The organism is uncultured Dokdonia sp. (genome assembly GCF_937910895.1).
In the GTDB taxonomy this organism is placed as follows: domain Bacteria; phylum Bacteroidota; class Bacteroidia; order Flavobacteriales; family Flavobacteriaceae; genus Dokdonia.
The window spans coordinates 1-18,713 of sequence record NZ_CALEMI010000083.1; the positions used below are offsets into that span (position 1 = coordinate 1).

6 protein-coding genes are annotated in these 18,713 nt (G+C 36.5%); all 6 read right to left on the reverse strand.

Features of this window, described 5'->3' with window-relative positions; translation table 11 throughout:
- Positions 1–747 precede the first annotated feature (747 nt).
- Positions 748–1,743, reverse strand: coding sequence for a type IX secretion system membrane protein PorP/SprF (locus Q0505_RS10060; protein ID WP_299212336.1), 996 nt, complete (start codon positions 1,741–1,743; stop codon positions 748–750).
- A 27-nt stretch (positions 1,744–1,770) separates the two neighbouring features.
- Positions 1,771–11,526 (reverse strand): T9SS type B sorting domain-containing protein, encoded by a 9,756-nt coding sequence (locus tag Q0505_RS10065; protein ID WP_299212339.1) that lies wholly within the window; start codon positions 11,524–11,526, stop codon positions 1,771–1,773.
- Between the two features lie 59 nt (positions 11,527–11,585).
- Entirely contained in the window at positions 11,586–14,399 is a 2,814-nt protein-coding gene (locus tag Q0505_RS10070) for a PorP/SprF family type IX secretion system membrane protein (protein ID WP_299212342.1), read from the reverse strand.
- Between the two features lies 1 nt (position 14,400).
- Positions 14,401–15,855 carry a gliding motility-associated C-terminal domain-containing protein gene (locus Q0505_RS10075; protein WP_299212345.1) on the reverse strand — a complete coding sequence of 485 codons (1,455 nt, stop codon included), beginning with the start codon at positions 15,853–15,855 and terminating at the stop codon, positions 14,401–14,403.
- Positions 15,856–15,947: 92 nt separating this feature from the next.
- Complete coding sequence (locus Q0505_RS10080; protein WP_299212348.1) at positions 15,948–17,261, reverse strand: hypothetical protein; 1,314 nt, start codon at positions 17,259–17,261, stop codon at positions 15,948–15,950.
- Between the two features lie 228 nt (positions 17,262–17,489).
- Positions 17,490–17,942, reverse strand: coding sequence for a hypothetical protein (locus Q0505_RS10085; protein ID WP_299212351.1), 453 nt, complete (start codon positions 17,940–17,942; stop codon positions 17,490–17,492).
- Between the last annotated feature and the right edge of the window lie 771 nt (positions 17,943–18,713).

The following is an 18,713-nucleotide window of genomic DNA, read 5'->3' on the forward strand; positions in this document are numbered from 1 at the left end:
AATAACTGAGTTAAAAACTGAAAGAACCAAAATCTTCAAAATATAAAAGACCGCCTAAATTGTTTTTAGACGGCCTCATTATTTTTGCTAAATTTTATTGACTTAATGCTATCATTATTAGTGATCATATTTAGGTAAAGATTTGAAAATCGAACGTAGAGCAATCCATTAAAAGTATCCTCTTAAACTCATATAGTGTTTTAGGACGCCACAGCAGCTCCAAACTAACTCGTTAGACAACTATTCTACTACAACAGAATAAGTGTTCTAAAATATGTCCTAAGGGCAAAACTCTTGAGTTTTATTCAAAGGAATTAGATCAACTAATTTGAAGATTCTATTTTGAATATAAAATACGAAGGTGTTATCTAGAAAATAACGGATACACTTTTGAAGAATATATAACCCTTTGTATCGACACCTTTATTTTAGAAAGATATCTTATACTAAAATTAACGTGAGTTCGACATACCTTTTCTTCTTTTTCTCTAGTATACGACAGAATGTAAGTTCTGGGCGAGATGAGGCGGTGGCAATTTCCGTTAAAAAATTTTGAAGCCTTGGAAACGACAAAGCGTGAACTTTAGGCATGGAGGAGCGACGGAGGAAACTCCTTGTAGTTTTTCGCTTTAAGCGAAAGAATACCTAATATGCCGTAAGGTTCTCCATACGGAAAACTTAAAATGATATAAAATAATTACCAAGTTATAAGTTAGTTAACTTCGCTATGAAATGATCTGTATTATTCTAATATGCCCAAGTTCTAGCCCCTTCATTAGTCGCTGTACAAGGACAACTACCTCTGCCTTGAAGAAAGTCAAAACCTATTGTAATAGAATGTGTTCCAGAATTTAACGTTATGAAGTCATTAAGTGTAATTTGATAGGCATACGACACGAAGAAAATTGACCTTTTTACACCTACCATTGGACCTATCCCTAATGGATTTCCAACTTGATCATTAAGGAAACGATAGGTAGCTCCCGCCCAGTAATAATCATTTCTTCTATTATACTTACGGTACTTTAGATTAATATCTGTGCTCGATCTCCCGTCACTCATATATCGTTGATAAAATATAGACGGCTCCCACTGTGAGTAATTATTAGTTTTATAGGTATAGCCTGAATAAACTTGTAAGTTGAATAACAAATTAGGTTCAAAACCAGAAAACTTGTCAATATCCTTTGGGAGAATGTTATTGGCATTTACACTAAGAAAAATCTCTCTAAAACGATACAACGCTCCTACATCAAAGTTTAGATTTGTTACAGCACGATTATCTGTAACAAATGGATCTATAAAAGGCATATCTATGGTAGGTGAAAAATTTTGTATGTCAATACTAAAACTATTTGTATTTACTGATAAGCCAAAAGAAAGATACTGTTGTGTCTTATAATCAAGCGTGAGATGGTGTGCGTATGATATTTTAAATCCTTGTTGACGCGTATTTCCATTTCTATCGTTGTATAATGACACGCCTAAACCAGATCGATCCGCAAAACGCAAATCTGCATAAAGAGCTTGGTTATCTGGCGCATTAGCAATACCTACCCATTGTGTGAGTGCATTGAGACGTATACGAAAATTATCACCTATACCCGCAAAGGTAGGTGCTACTACAAAATTACTATCTGCTAGGTATTGACTAAAAACAGGTAAATTAAGTTCCTGAGTAAAACCTTGCGTAGTACTACACAGAAATAGCACATAAAGGATGTATTTTATTAATGTTTTCATAGGTTAAGTTTTTAAGTTGCTTCGGTATTATCTATACAGCGTAAAGTGACCAACAAATTGTCGATCATTCTCTGAAAGACCCAGGGTTACTACATACCAGTAATCACCAGAAGGCAGTTCTTTGCCATCATATTCTCCATTCCAAGTGTAGCCAGGGCGTATAAATGCAACCACACGTCCATAACGATCAAATATTTTAGTTTTAAGGTTCGGATAGTTGTCTACGCATCCTGGGGCCCAGGTATCTGCTACTCCATCATTATTCGGGGTAAAATAATTTGGGATACATACATCAACAAATTCAATAAAAATTTCTGCTTCAGCAATACATCCAGCTTGATCAGTTACCGTCACCCGATACGTACCTGTTTCAGAAATAATAAATACGTTCTCACTACCTGTGGATATATCATTAAATGTATACTCATAATTACCAAAACCTCCTGTTGCAGTCGCTATGATTTCATTATAATTCCCCTCTACAACAAAAAGTGATAAAGGATTGATCAGATCAATATCAAAGAAATCTGTGCTCTGGATACATCCATTAGCATGTCTAACCAAAATATAATTTGCCACGCTAAAAGGAATATCTGTAAACACATTACTGCTTTGATAAGGACCTCCATTTAGCGAGTATTCCAAAAGTGTTAGATCTGTTATACTGTCATCTACCGTTACGGTAACGACATTACTTGGAAGATTATCAATACATAAATATTCAACGTCAACTAATGGATTAAGGGTTACAGATTCTGGAAACGATATATTCCAAACAGATTCACATCCCTGATTATCTCGAATATAAACTATGTGATCCCCTCCCGAGAGATTAGTAAATGTAAATACAGTTTGCAAAGCTTCTCCTGTAGTGTAAGGACCATTTTCATTGTCAAGACTTACAGAATACGGAAGTGATCCTCCTGAAATGTCTACACTAAATGAACCGTCTTGTTCTCCTGAACACTGTTCTGGAAATATAGAATCTGCGACGATGCCAAGTATAACTGCTTCTGGATCGATCAATGTAAATTCTAGGGTTAAGAAACACCCTAATTCATCTTGAACAATTACAACATAATCTCCAGGTTCTAAATTTTCAAAGACATTAATGTCAAAAAATTGATCTAAATTAGGCGAAATGGCATATTGAATCATTCCAGTTCCTCCAGTTGTGGAGATTTCTAGTATCCCATCATTTGCACCTCTACAGGTTATTTCGGTAATATCTAATGTAGCATCCAGTCCGTTTTCAGGCTCAGTAATTTCTATAGTTTCAGAAATCGCTTCGCAATCTCCACTTTCTACAAGTACTATATAAATACCAGCTGAAAGTCCTTCAAAAGTGCCAGGTGGATTTTGACTTATTGGAATGGTAGCACCTGTACTATCCTGTAACGTATATATATAATCCCCTACTCCTCCTTGAGCTGTTGCAATTATACTACCAGTGCTATCACCAACACAATTTATAGCTGGATTCAAAGAATCAAAATTAACTTCTAAGGGTAGTAAAGGATCTATTGTTATCTCATTAAAAACACCATCGATACAACCATTTGCATCTCTTATGTAGTATTGATACGAACCTACAGGTACAGTAAAGCTAACGCTGCTTGTAAAGGTTCCTAAAGGATTACTGAAATCACTAGTTTCACTATAAGTGTAAGGCGCTATACCACCAGATGCTGTTAATGTAAGTGTTGCTTCAGTAGCGCATGTCTGAGCTGTATTTAAAACAAGACTTGCTTGAATTTGATCTGGTTCGGTAATGGTAATATCATCAGAAATAAGTTCACAACTATAAGGATCTTGAATCGTAACGGAATACAGACCTGCACCTAAATTTGTGAACGTATTGGAAGTTTGAGGACCAAATGTACTTGGGTTAGGAAAAATTCGATTAAGTGTGTAATTGTAATCAGCTCCTTGACCTCCAGTAACGTTAGTAATAGTAATAGAGGCTGACTGATCTCCAAAACAAGTAACTTGAGTAGTACTTGGAACAAAAGTTGCATCTATAAGGTCAGGAACTTCTAATAATATAGTTTCACTATGTAGACATCCATTTGCATCACGTACAGTTACATCATAAGAACCAGCGCTTAAGTTTTCAAATGTTCCATTACTTGAAAAAGGTACAGTGCTCGCTCCATCAAGTTCATACTCATAAGGTGGTGTTCCTCCAGAACCAATTGCTGTTATAATTCCTTGATCATTCGTACAAGTTACATTGAAGCTTTCTGAAGCACTCAAGGATAAGGCCTCGATAGGGGTTGCTATATTTTCAGTATTTGAAGTTGCAACACAAAATGGACTTTCAGTAGCTGTGACACTTATTGTATAATTGCCTGCCTCTAATCCAGTAATGAGTTGCGGATTATTGCTCGTATTAGAGGTTTGTATTGGGCCGACCGGTGTACCTGTACTATCTAATACTTGATACTCATAATCGCCTGTATAGCCACTTACCGTAAGTTCCATCTGACCAATAGTATTTTCAAAACAATCAATGTCCTGAATAGTGCTTATTGTTGCCTCAATAGTATCAAAAGGATCTATCACAAATGGGTCTGTTAAGAAATAACAATTCGTATCCAAGTCATTTACCTGAAAGAAATAGGTTCCTGGATTAGCTAGAGCAAAAGTATTTGATGTTTGAGGTGTTCCATCAGGAAGCAACTGGTAGTTAAAGTTTCCAGAACCTCCAGTTACATCTATTGTTACCTCACCAGTGCCATTACAATCGATCGGATTGATTGTTGCTATTGCTGCGGCTGTAATTGTAGGTAAAGGATTAATAGTTACCGTATTTGATCCTGTACAACCATTAGCATCGGTAACAAATACATCAATTGTTTGAACACTACCCGTATCTAAAATTGTAAATGTATTTGTAGTGGAGTAATTAGTTCCATCTATACTATATGAATATGGAGCGGTACCTCCAGACCCTGTAATAGTTACCATTGAAGAATTTACAGAATTATCTGGTGCACACATAAATTCGGTAGCTATAGCAGAAGCTTCTAAAAGAGAGGGTTGATCTATAGTGATGTCTGCCATTTCAAAACAACCTCTTCCAGAGTTCACTTGTACAGTATAAGTGTCTGCTGGAAGATCAAGGAAAATATTTGAATTTTGAGCAGGTACAATAATAGGCGCAATAATCTCGTATGTATAGATTGGATTGTCATTTCCAGCTAATAAAGTCACTGTAATACTACCATCGTTTCCAGCAAAACAACTTACATCAGTTACGTCAGTTTCAAAAGTTACAGGAGTAGGCGCATCGAGAGTTATTTCTATTGTCGCTGTACAGGTACTTAATGGATCTGCATCTCCTACTGTGATGATGTACGTTCCAGATGGGACTCCAGAAAATATGTTGCCAGTGAGTGTCACTGAAGCAGGATTTGGAGCAATTGTATACGTATAATTTCCAGAGCCACCACTAGCATTCACTTCGATTTCACCATCATCGTCATCACAAGATGACAATGCTATCACTTGTACACTCGGGGCAAGTGGAGCTAAAATATCCAACGATATGGAATTACCACATCCGTTTGCATCTTGAACTTCTACCGTATGCGTTCCAGAACTTAGTCCTGAAAGCGTAAAAGGAATTGTTTGTACTTGAAAAGCGCCACCATCAATACTAAAACTATAAGGTGGAGCTCCAGCCGTGGTTAGTGTTACATCAATTTCAAAATCACCTTCTGGTGTGTTACAAGAATTTGCTACAACTGCGTTTACCACTGGAGAAGGATCCATATCAACTATTTGAGCTGGACTCGTCACGATACACCCATAGGCATCTTGTACGTGTACATAATAGGTTCCTGCATCAACATTAAAAACACTCTGATCAGCCCAGGATGGATCTGTTGCCAAAGGAGCAGTAGCAGTTGTAGTAATTTGATATTGGTACGGTGAAGTTCCATCTTGACCTATTGCAGTAATAATACCAGAGGCTAGATTACAATTTGCATCTTGATCAATATTTACAGATAAGTCGAGAGGTATTTGTGACTCGTTGATATTAAACGATGCCGTAATGACACCACAACCTGAGTTAGATCCAGAGGTTTCACTTACCAATACATAATAGTTTCCTACTCCTAAAGGACCTAAATCAGAAACGGTTATTGAAGAATTAGCAGAAACTGTATCCATACCTGAGACTCCAGTGGTAATTTGATTTAGAGAATTAAAAATCTCATAATCAATAGCTACATCGGTACCATAAATGCTGGTTACAGTAAAGGATACATCACCGTCACCATTTCCTGTACAGGTAATATTATCAATATCTGGTGCAGAAACTGATAGCGTTGAATCTGTTGGTATAGGAATATCTGCTGTTTCAAAATACGTACACATGGTCGCGGCATCATAGACCATAAATGTATACGTAAGTCCTGGGGTTAGACCTGTAAATATTACGCTTCCTGGAGACGATTCTGGAAACCAATCTCCAACAGGATTAGGATATACTGGAACAGGATCTGTATATATAGCAAAGAAAAATGGTCCTGAACTACCTAAAACGGTACTCACAGAAACCTCAGTAGTTCCGCCAGCTGTACAATCTACCGTAGAATTAACTATAATATCTAAATCGTTAGGTGGCGATGCAATAAGTATATCTTGAGTCAATAAAGAACAACCGTTTTCATCAATAACATTTACTTGATAAAGACCAAACTCAATAACATCAAAACTGATAGCAGTGGTTCCTGTTACATCTAGTGCTTGATCCATATAACCGCTTGCACCTGTAACATAGATGTCATACAGTCCTGTACCTCCTATAATGCTATTTACGCGAATTTCACCGAGTGAAATTCCTCCTGCTTCACATGTGATATCAAAAGGTTCAATGTCTACGATAATAGGATCTGGTTCACTTATAGTAATTGTCTCTATATCCGTACACTCATTCCCATCTGTTAATGTAATGGTGTAATCTCCTGCAGGAAGTCCCGAAGTCTGGGTACCGTAATCCGTACTTGAAGTTGTGTTGAAAACATTAATAAGAAAAGGAGGTGTTCCTGCGGTCATATCAATAGTTACATCAATAGTTCCATTTTCATCACCATTACATCGTATTGCTTGCGCTACCACAACAAGGTCTATTTCGGGAGGAGAAAGAGGATTAACAACCACAACATTTGATTCTGCGGTACATCCCTCATCATCAGTAATTCGAAACTGATAACTTCCAGCTGCTGCTGTATTGTAGGTAAATGGAGAAGGAGTCGACCCTTGGTTGCTATAAGGATTCCCATCCACAGCAACTTCATAGCTAAAAGGTGGCGTACCTCCGCCTACTGTTACTGTTATTTCAGCATCTGTAGATACTGTACAATCCAAGTTATCACTTAATACTGCAGAAACAGTAATCTCTGGTGCTATAATTGAAGCTGGCAAAGTGACGGTACATCCATAAGCATCACGTACTACTATGGTATAACTACCAGGGATTAAATTGTTAAACACATTGCTTGATTGGAAAGGTGCACCATTCATACTGTATTCAAAAGGTGCTACTCCAGAATTCACTGTCACTTCTATAGTTGCAGCGTCGGTACCATCATAACATAAATCTGAAACATTACTTATCTCAGCTTCAACATCTTCTGGGATGGTTAGATTAAAAGTTGTCGATTCTTGACAACCGTTAATATCTTCTACAGTTACCGTGTAAAGTCCTGCGAGACTTAAGCTGGTAAACGTATTATTAGATTGGGGTCCTACTATGGAGCTATCTGGTTGTGTAAGCGTGAATGTGTATCCTCCCCAACCTCCAGAAGCAGCTAGTAGCACACTTCCACCATCATTACAAGTTATTGGATTTTCATCTGCAGTAAGTTGCAGAGGTGTTACTGGCTCATCAATAGTCTCAATGTTACTGGTCGCTTGACAATTTGTTAGTAAGTCCTGAATGACAATAGTGTAGGATCCTGCAGCAAGTCCTGTAAGTAATATAGGAGAGGTTCCAACTATTGAAGGAGCACCATTAACGCTATACTCAAAATTTGTAGTTCCTGAAACGGTTACTAAAATCGCTCCATCAGAACCACCCACACAAGTCACGTCATTTTGAGTTTGAGCACTTACACTTATTACAGATAAAGCATCAATAACATGTTGCTCACTGTAGATACATTCATTAGCATCTCTAACTTCAAAAGTATAGATATCTGGTGATAGTCCAGTAAATATATTAGACGATTGATATGCTGTAACTGCCGATACGGGCGCAATGATTCTAAATTCCAACGGACTCACACCACCCGTTGCAGTGATCGTTACATCACTTGTATTTGATGGACAAGTGATCGGCGTATTTGTAAAATCCAAATTTGTTGGAGGATCCAATGGTAATACAACTACCGCCTCAGTGGTAAATGTACATCCATTGGCATCTTGAATGACGATGGTATATGATCCTTCTGTCAATCCAGAAAAAACAGTTCCCGATTGAAAATTAACACCGTCAATACTATATGTATATGTTGGTGTTCCGCCACTTACATCGGTTACTGTGATCTCAGCAGCACCAGTTGTACAAGTAAAGTTTTCTGTAATAGATACATTACCTATAATAGGATCTGGAATTTCTATAATTACAGATTGAGGGTCTGTGGTACACGATGAAGGACCAAAAGTATAACGAATAAGCGTTTCATAAGTTCCAGGTGCAAGATTTACAAATACTGAAGAGTTAGAATAACTTATACCATTATCAATACTATATTCCAAACTACTTCCATTTGTATTGGTTACCATAAACTCAATAACTCCACTATTGCCAGAGTCAGAACATAGAATATTAGTAGAAGATACAGTAAAATCTGGAGGTAGAATTTCTTCAACTTCCAAGGTGGTAGTCGCCTCACAATTATTTGCATCTACAACTGTAATATTATAAGTTCCTGCACTGTTTATTAAATAAACGGGATCACTTTGAAAAACAGTCGTACTATTTATAAAATATACATAGGGAGGCGTTCCACCATTTGCATTCATATTTATCTCCCCTTGAGCCTCTTCATATACTGGGTTGTCGTCCTCATCAAATATTGGGTTTCCGTTACTGTCTACGGCCTGAATCAAACAATCTATAAAAGGAGCAATGAGGTCCGCTGTTAACGTGAGTAGGGGCGGTTCAATAATCGTAACTTCTTGAGTATCTATACAGCCGTCCTCTGTTTCTACAGTAGCAGTGTAAATACCTGGACCTAAGTTTTCAAAATTATAATTATTCTCGATTATAGGACCAACAGTATTCACTAAAACACCCCCTTCGAAGATAGAGAAAGTATACTGTGGTTCTGCATCAATAGCTACTACTTGAATACTTCCCAAATCTCCATGACATAAAGGTTGAATGATCCCCGCGTCAAAAGTAAAATCTCTCTCACGCACAAGCACATCGAGCACGGTAAAAACACAAGCATCTACAGGCACATTTATTTGTCTTATATACACAGTATAAACTCCTGCGGTACTCACATTAAATACATTACTATCTTGATAATTAATACCGTCCAAACTAAACTCATAATTACTAGGAACATTATTTACAGTTATAGTTCCTAGGCTATCACACAAAATATCTGTGACTACGACAGTTGGGTCAAGTATATTTTGGTATACATTAAAAAAGAATTGGTTAAAACATCCTCCATCATAATTAACTGTCAGTCTAAATTGTCCAGCAGTATTTACCGTAAAATCTGAACCTGTGGCTACTTGATTCCAAACACATCCTCCATCTTCGTTTGCACAATCAATGTCGCTTACGGGAGGACAGCTTGTTTCATCAAGTTGCTCCCAGATAATCGAATTTGAGTCTGTTATATCTGCTGTTAGTTCTCTAAAATCATTTAACCCACATAAAAAAATGTTAGGCAAAAGCTTGCCATCATCAGGACAAGTAACGATTTCGTCTGCTTGCGGAAGGATCGGATTAGTTTGATCTTCACCATACGTTACTACATTGAATATTTGTATAATTGATCTACAAGGCGCAGGTGCTGTATTGAAAACATAATAGGTCCCACTTTCTGTAACAGTTAGTGATTGGGTAGTTGCAATGACTGGTATACCTGATGGGTCGGTTGACCAAGAATATGTGGCATATCCATCTGCTGCAGTTAAGACTGTACTTTCTCCACATAAAATGGCATTTTCCTCAAACTCACAATCATCGATATCTGCTAAAAAATTAGTAGCTTGTGGAACTAATAAACACCCCGTATTTGAGCTTACGCTAGGATCATCTGTAATGACAAAATCAGGATTAATAGTTCCTATATAACTTCCAAAAGCTTGGTTTTGAATAAGATTTGAACACGCTTCGACTAAATGGCTACAAGTATCAACAACGTTAACTTGAATTCTAAACTCGACAACAGGATCATTTTCTTCAATTAAATAATCTTCAACAGAAAGTATGAGTTCACGTGTTGTAGGGTTGTAACTTACTGGGTTTACACCTGCTGGTAAATCCAAGCCCGCAGGATAATCGAATACTATATTTATGGGTAAGACATCTCTAATAGTAAATTCTCTACCATCATCATTCCCAACATTTTCAAAGGAAATTACATAATTAAGTTCTTGCCCTAAATTGACCACTTGGTCGCTAATGTCATTTCCAAATTCATCTTCTACTAATTTGGTGAGAACTATTTTTGGTTCAATTATCTCTACAGCAAAAGCGAAAAAATATTGCAAAAAGAAATCACTAGTAGTGGTGAGACTCATAATAGCAGAAGTATCTCCATTTGCAATCACATTATTGCCTGGGTTAGGTACACTAATGACCCCTGTATCAAAACCCAAAGTGTTAGAACTGTTTGGAATTCTGTTATCAACAGGTTGTGCATCAAGCTGTGTTACAAGACTTCTGAAGAAATTTCCAGCTGGTCTGTCTATAGTTGAAAGATCAGTTCCATTAAGACTCATTCTATCACCACCAAGTGACAAATCACCTTCTAAGGTTGCAAAAGCTAAATTAGCTCTTACAGGTTGAGGAAAGGGTAACGTGCGAAACCCATCAATATTAATATCTACAGCTGCTTGATCTCTAAAAATTGCACTAAAACCATCAAAACTAGTAATAGATTTACTCGGTAAGGTAGGATCTTCATAAACTATAAATAAAGACCATCCAGCAGTGTAGCCATTTCTATTACGTGGCGTAGCATTATTACCTACGCCTGTTTTAGTTGCAATATTTGCCACTGTATAATACCCTAGATTTGAAGGGTAGGATTGTACAATGTCTGTTACATCTGCGACACAAGCATACGGATAAGCCGAATTGAGATCTGTGCTTTCATCTCTATAAATGATATCTCCAGTGATGTCTATATAGCCACCTGAGGGTCCTTTAAATTTTACTTGTCTAACGGTATCATCGCTAGTATTATCTTCTGGCTCTACAGCTCCCCAATAGAGTGTCGCTTCTCGGATTACGTAACAATTAGGATTTGGGATAACAAGTTCTGCGCTTGAGGAATTGAATGTAGAACTATCGCTATCAATATCAATATTGAGCATATTAACATTACTGTTGTTACCTATATCTGTATTCAGCGGATCATTACTAGGACCTAAGACAGTGTTGCCAATGGTTAGTATATCTCCTTTTAAATCGTCGTCAAATCTAGGCGTAAAAGGGACTAGATTTTGAGCGAAAGCTTGAAAACTAATGCTGCTCAGCATTATTAGTAGTAATACTCTACAAAAATTTGCAATATTCATAATCAGTTTGATTTGGGGGGAATCCTAACTAAAAAAAATTATATTCAGGTTCTACATTTTTAATTCTCTATTTTAATAATCGACATTCTTGATGTATATGGGGTATTATTCATATTCTCTAATTTCTTATTTGCTGCTTGGAGGGAACTAGTTTTATCTGAGTATATATAATAATTACTTGTATTTATATCATAAAAGAAATTTACATCCGAATAACCAGAGGCAATAACTTTCTTTACAAAATCATCTCTTTTTAGAGTATCGCCATGAACTGCCAATACTATGTAATATGCATTGTCAGTATTCTTAACATTTTTTAAAATTTGAATGCTATTACTTCTTTCTTCTCCAAAGTCAAAATCTTCAACTTTAAGTGGTACACTACTTAATGGTGTATTTTGCTTTAAAATATTAAGCGCTGCCTGATCTTCTTCATACCTATCGTCTTCATCATTAAAAGCAGCTCGTTTAATTCTTCTTGATCGCTCAAATTGAGTAGCTATCTTAATACTTTCAAGAAGAGATATTGCCGATACCTTCGCATTTTTCGTCTCCTCACGTTGCTTTTTTAGAGATGTAATCGCATCTCTGAAATATTGATTAATTTCATCATTACCTCGTACTTTTTTAGTTCTTTGGATGTATAGATCTTCTAGTTCTTCAATCTTTTTATTTTGTTTTTTAAGAGTTTCATCTAGTTCTAGCTTTAGTGATTCTATCTTCGCATTTTCCTGAGAAACACTCTTAAAAGGTCTTGGTTCTACAAATATTCCTTGTTCGCTAAGATCATTTTCGTTCTTAAGAGCCTTAAGGTCACTATCCTTACTATTAATGGCTATTGTAAGACTTTCCAAAAGGGTACTTTGAGAGCTTTGTAATGCTTCTGTTTGAGTTGTTAATATTTGAAGTGAGCGCCCTAATTCATCATTAGGAGTAGGAATATCCATTTTTTCTTCGATATCTCCTTTTTCTATTTCTGTTGCTGCAAGTCGCGCTTGCTCTTCGGCTGCTTCCTTAGCAATTGCTTCTGCCTCTATTCTTGCTTGTTCTTCGGCTTCTAAACCTGCTTGTTCTAATGCGGCAAGTCGTGCTTGCTCTGCTGCTGCTTCCCTAGCAATTGCTTCTGCCTCTATTCTTGCTTGTTCTTCGGCTTCTAAACGTGCTTGTTCTAATGCAGCAAGTCGTGCTTGCTCTGCTGCTGCTTCCCTAGCAATTGCTTTTGCCTCTATTCTTGCTTGCTCTTCGGCTTCCAAACGTGCTTGTTCTAATGCAGCAAGTCGTGCTTGCTCTGCTGCTGCTTCCTTAGCAATTGCTTCTGCCTCTATTCTTGCTTGTTCTTCGGCTTCCAAACGTGCTTGTTCTAATGCAGCAAGTCGTGCTTGCTCTGCTGCTGCTTCCCTAGCAATTGCTTCTGCCTCTATTCTTGCTTGCTCTTCGGCTTCCAAACGTGCTTGTTCTGCTGCGGCAAGTCGCGCTTGTTCTTCGGCTGCTTCCCTAGCAATTGCTTCTGCCTCTATTCTTGCTTGCTCTTCGGCTTCTAAACGTGCTTGTTCTGTTGCGGCAAGTCGCGCTTGTTCTTCGGCTGCCTCCCTAGCAATTGCTTTAGCCTCTAACCTTGCTTGCTCTTCGGCTTCCAAACGTGCTTGTTCTGCTGCGGCAAGTCGCGCTTGTTCTTCGTCTGCTTTCTTGGCTGCTGTTTCTGCATCGATTCTTGCTTTATTTTCGGCTTCTACACTTGCTTTTTCTTCTACAATAGCTTGTTTTTGCTCTTTAATTTGTTGCCCAGAAGTACTTTCGGCAACTTCTGATTCGACATCGTTAGATGGTAAAGTACTCTCTACAGGTTTTGCTGACTCTTTTATTTTGTTTCGCGCTAAGCGACTACGTCTACTATAAGAACTTTTTCTTTTCTTTTCAAAGTTTAAAAGTCCTGTAATTCTTTCTTGTTTAAAACTAGAAGCATCCTGTGTTGGAAGTATGAATGCTAGTGTTAACTCGTGTGAAGATCCTAAGTCAAGGAAATTACCTAGAGATTTTTCATAATTATATTCTAATGCAATTTTTGAAGTAATATTAAAACCAGCACCAGCAGAGCCTCCGTAAAGTGTGTTGTAACCGCCTTGTATCCAAAATCCTTTAGGTACTCTAAGCATAACTAAACCCGAATAAATTGAAGTCTCTTCTTGAAATTCGGCACGTCCTAATACAGAAAATTTACTATTATCAAAAAAGCCATAAGAATCGATATACCCTGAATACATTAAGTGTCCCTGAATTCCTCTTTGTGTCTGCTCTTTTAATATTTGTGAAGTACTCACATCGTAGCTTACTAAATTATTTATAGTTAATCCAACATCTATAAAACCACCACCATAGTTTATTCCAGGACTTATTGTTGTTATTAGGCTAGAAGGCAAGTTATTAATCAAGGGATCTGTAACTGTTGTTACTATTCTATCCATATTAATACTACTATTATACACCAAAAGATTGAGACCAAACGTTAGATTGCTTTCTGGTGCAAGTTGGGCGTTGTATGCAAAATTTACGATACCTCCAAAAGTAGTGAATACTCCGAAGTTTCTTTGAAACAGACCTACTCCTCCACCAATTTTTTCAGAGAATCGACCAGAAAAACTTGCTAAATATGTTTCTGGAGCATCTTCTATTTGAAAAAATTCGCGTTTATTATTAATTGTAATATGCCTATAATCTTCTCTTGCATAGCTTAAGGCGGGGCTAAGGATATATTTATTAAACATTAATGAATTCCGTGCCGGCAAATCCAATGCAATAGCACCTGTGCTTTCCTGAGCTTGAGAAAGAGCAGTACAACAGATAATCAAAATTATATGTGCTACGATTTTTTTCACTTTATCTCACAACTGTTATGGAACCGGTTATCACTTCTTTATTTGGAGGAGTAATCATGTAATAGTACACTTGATTTGCATTGCTTAACTCCTGAGTATTGTCTGGCCAATTATTTAAATAGTCACTAGTACTAAGAGCGGCAGTACCGTTGCTATTAAAAATGACTATCTCTGTATCGGTACCACTTAAATATTCTGCTGGTATCATCCAAGTATCATTGAGACCATCACCATTGGGACTTATGACATTAGGGATAGTATCTGTATTAACTTCTATTTTGATTTCAAAAAATAGTTCTATACTAAAATCACACACACCAGTCGCCGTTACAATAACTTTATAGTTACCAGCCTGAGAAGCAATTAATTGACTTTCTGTAGCATTTTCAATGATTTCATCATTAAAATACCATTCGTACTGAACATCATCTAGCGTAGTTTCTACAGTAACCGTAAGAGACTCTCCCATCTCAATAAAGTTTACTGCAGGTACATCGATGGTTATAGGATCAGCAAGACTTTCAAGTAGGATACTTCCTACAGCAACACAATCTCCAGCTGTCACAATAACTGCATAATTACCAGAATCATTCGTCTGTAGTGTATTTTGATTTGCTCCTTCTATAGGTTCATCATCTTTAAACCATTGGTAATTTCCACCTGTCACCGTTGTAAGTATTGTTCCTTCACCATTGGAACAAAATGAATTTCCGAGACTTGAAGTGATCGTTGCATTAGCTGGCTCTTCACTAGACGCTTGGGAAATAGTAACTCTATTAGAAAATGATTCTGAAGTACAGCTACCATAATCTGTCTCAGCAAAGTAAGTCCCTTCCTCAGATACCTGCAATGTTTCGCCTTGAGCGATTAAAATAGAATTTGTATCGTCTATAACCTTATACCAGTTATAGTTTAGGTTTTCAAAAGTGAGAGGTGATATAGCGCCATCAAAACCTGGATTATCGATCGTAAGCAAGTAAGCTATTCCTGGACAAAAAGTCCCAGTATCTATAAGTCCATTAATCGTAAATGGAGTGTCGTGTAGTTTAAAATAGGCAGGAAAAGCCGATGAAGGGGCACTTGTCGCAGCTGGGGACGTACTCTTTATTCTAATCTTATAATTTTCTCCTGCCGCGTCCGTAGGTAAGGAAAAGGAAATAGTTGCTGGAGAGGTGGTAATCTGGTTAGGATTTGAAACAAATACCTCAACCGCCTCTACAAATTCACCACTAGAATCAGAAAGTTCCACAATAAACTGGTTGGAATCGTTTAAGGAAGAAGGAGGATTAAAAACAAAGTTCGTCTCAAACGTATTAAATGACTCATTAGCACATGCTTTACTAAACTCTAATCCTGGCTGACCAATAACTAGTTGAGCCGTAGCGGTAAGCGAAGTACTGACGGCAAAACATATTAGGAATATGCCCTGAAAAATGATTCGGGTAATGTAAGCCATGATTTGGGGGAATTATGGTTAGTTGTGACGAATGTTCAAATAGGCTTATTAACCTATGACTTTATGACTTATTGAAAATAATATTGTTTTATTTAGTTAGAACTACTTGATGCTATGATTTTATTAATACGTAAGCGAAAGTCTGGATCTCTTAAGTTTTTGTGACTTATGAAGGTTTCAACATCTTCTCCTTTTGAATATACATTTTGAAAACTACTGTTTCCATACCAGTTCTCAAGATCTTCATTGTTCTGAGAAAATTCAATAAAAATGTTTCCTTCACAACTATTAAAGTACATATTAGTAAATCTAATTTGTTGTAAATTTTTGTCATTTAGAGAAATTTCACGGTTAAAAATAACTGCTGGATTAAATCCAGATATTACGCTCTTATTCATTGTCAACAAAGTGTTTGCATCTACATAGATAGCCTCGTGTACTAATCCCACCTCAATAGCGCTTTTTAAATTATTGCTAAAATTAAGAAGGGTAAGATTACTTGCCATAACAGACGTTTTCACTTTTGCAAAATTTGATTCGTCTTCATTACTATTCGTTGTAACGTGTATACTTGCAGCACCTTTGGATGCAGAGTCATAGGGCGATCTTACGGCTAAAGAGTTTGAAATATTAACTTGTGTCCCTGAATCAAACATATAATCTGAATGTCTAGCCTTAAATGACACAAGCTGCTCCAAATCTATCTCACCGCCGACTACATATAAGGAGTTTCCTTTACTGTAACTCATCATGACATTAGAAATCTCCGTTTGATTACCCACAGCATAGAGGCTCAAGGCATCAAAGAATCCAAAATCTTTTGTTCGTTTGCCAGCATATTCTATTCTCACGTATTCCATCACTCCAGAATTGCTTTCGGGATTCGTACCTCCGTAGATTAAATTATCTGGAGTATAAGAAGTAAGACCTTTTTTAAGAAGGTTCTTTTCACTGATTTTATTACTAGGAGCATCACCTAGTATGAAAATACCTCCCCAATCTCCGGCTAAAGGAGCATCCTTGGATGATGTAAATACTATAGGATCTGTCTGATTCCCTTTTGCGTCAATAGTGGAACCTGAAGTAATTATAAGAGAAGCTTTTGATTTATGATCTGCTAGAATAAGTGTTCCTGGTTCAATAACTAATCGTGTGCTATCGGTAACAAATACATCTCCGAGCAAGAGATAAATCTCTTTTTTTCGTAAGGTTACGGTATCACCTTTTATCTCCCCGCTTAGAATTTGAGTAGGCTTTGGCTTCGTTTCTGGCTTCGCTTGAAATTTAGTCCAATAACTCAACCAGTTATTTTGACCAACAATTCCCTTCTCTTGTTGCGCAAAAGTAGAACCCGTCGTACAGAAAAGAGAAATAATTAATAATATGAGTACATTATTTTTTTTCACAACCATCTTTTTTATTCAAACTCAATCTTTTTTAAACTCTATTAAAAAACTAATCTACAATATGTAAGCTGAAATACCAAATAACATCGGCAATCTACACATATTTGTAATTTTATATGCCTCTTTATACCTCACAGTGCTCTTTTATGTATCTTTTCAGGTTATTCTCATCCATAGTTTATGAAATTAAATAACCTGAAAAGATACACAAGGTATCACTCCTGATTATTAGTTGAAGTCATTGTAGGTATGTAAAGATTTCAAAGTCTGCTCATAAAATAAAATAGCCGACAATAAACTCGATTTATCAGAATACGGCAGTACTAATTTTTGAAATGCCACGGTGTCTTCAAAATAAGAAGAGGTTGCCTCAATATTTTCCAGTAAAGCCTTTCTATGCTCTTTTGTATCAGGAATACCCAAATCGCTCATAGTCACTCCAGGTTTTGTTGTGAAGGCAATATTTGGTAAAATCTTAATGATCACATCAATACGTTGTATGTACAAATCAAGAAGTTGCCCTTTGTTCATCGCAAGTAATTCTTCACGATCATGGTATTTATCGATCCTCACATTTTTGCTAATAATTTCCTGTTCTTTAGCTTGGGAAAAAGCTTCTTGGACAAACCCAAACAGCAATAAAAATAAGATTGTAGGACGCAGAATCAGTTTGATAGTCATAGGTAAAATTTTTAAATCAGTCTTTATTTTTTTTAACGGATCGAAAACTACGAATAAAATCGATGAAAAACAACAAAACATCGATGAAAAGCGATATTTTTATTTTTTTAGAAAAAAACTCATATATAAATATTAATGTTTATAAAATATTAAGCACCCTAACCTACTCTTTAGACCCTTCCTTTTGGCTATAAATTTTACACGATTATCATAATGGATTGAATAATGTCCTAAAAAATTAAAAAGAGAAAAGAAATTTTATTCCTCAAAGTTACCTTTATTATGTTCCATAAAGCAAATTTACTTTAATCAATTTCGCGGTAATGAGTACTCCTTTGAATTTTAAATCTTGGTTACATTACAAAAGTGGTGTAGGTACTTGTAGAGACGAAATTCAAATCAACTCCTCTAATTCAATGAATTAATTCAACTCTTATATATATTCCTAAAATTTGAAAACCATATAAGTTTTAAAGCCTACATGGTTTTTTGCTATTTGTAATAGCTTTAAATGACCGCGAAGGGATTGTTTTTGATCACCAAAAGCGGAACTTTGAAAATATAAAATGTACTCTTACAAATTCAAGCAAGCTTGACTAAATCTCTATATATTAGGACTACCTCGCCGCGCTCGGTGACTACGAGAATCGAGAGTTTAAATTTTTTAAGTAATGATTTAATTAAAATTGAAGATTTCATATGAAAATCATATTTGGAATTAATGTGAGTTCGATTTGATTTTTCTTCTTTTTGTCCATAAGCTGTGACAAA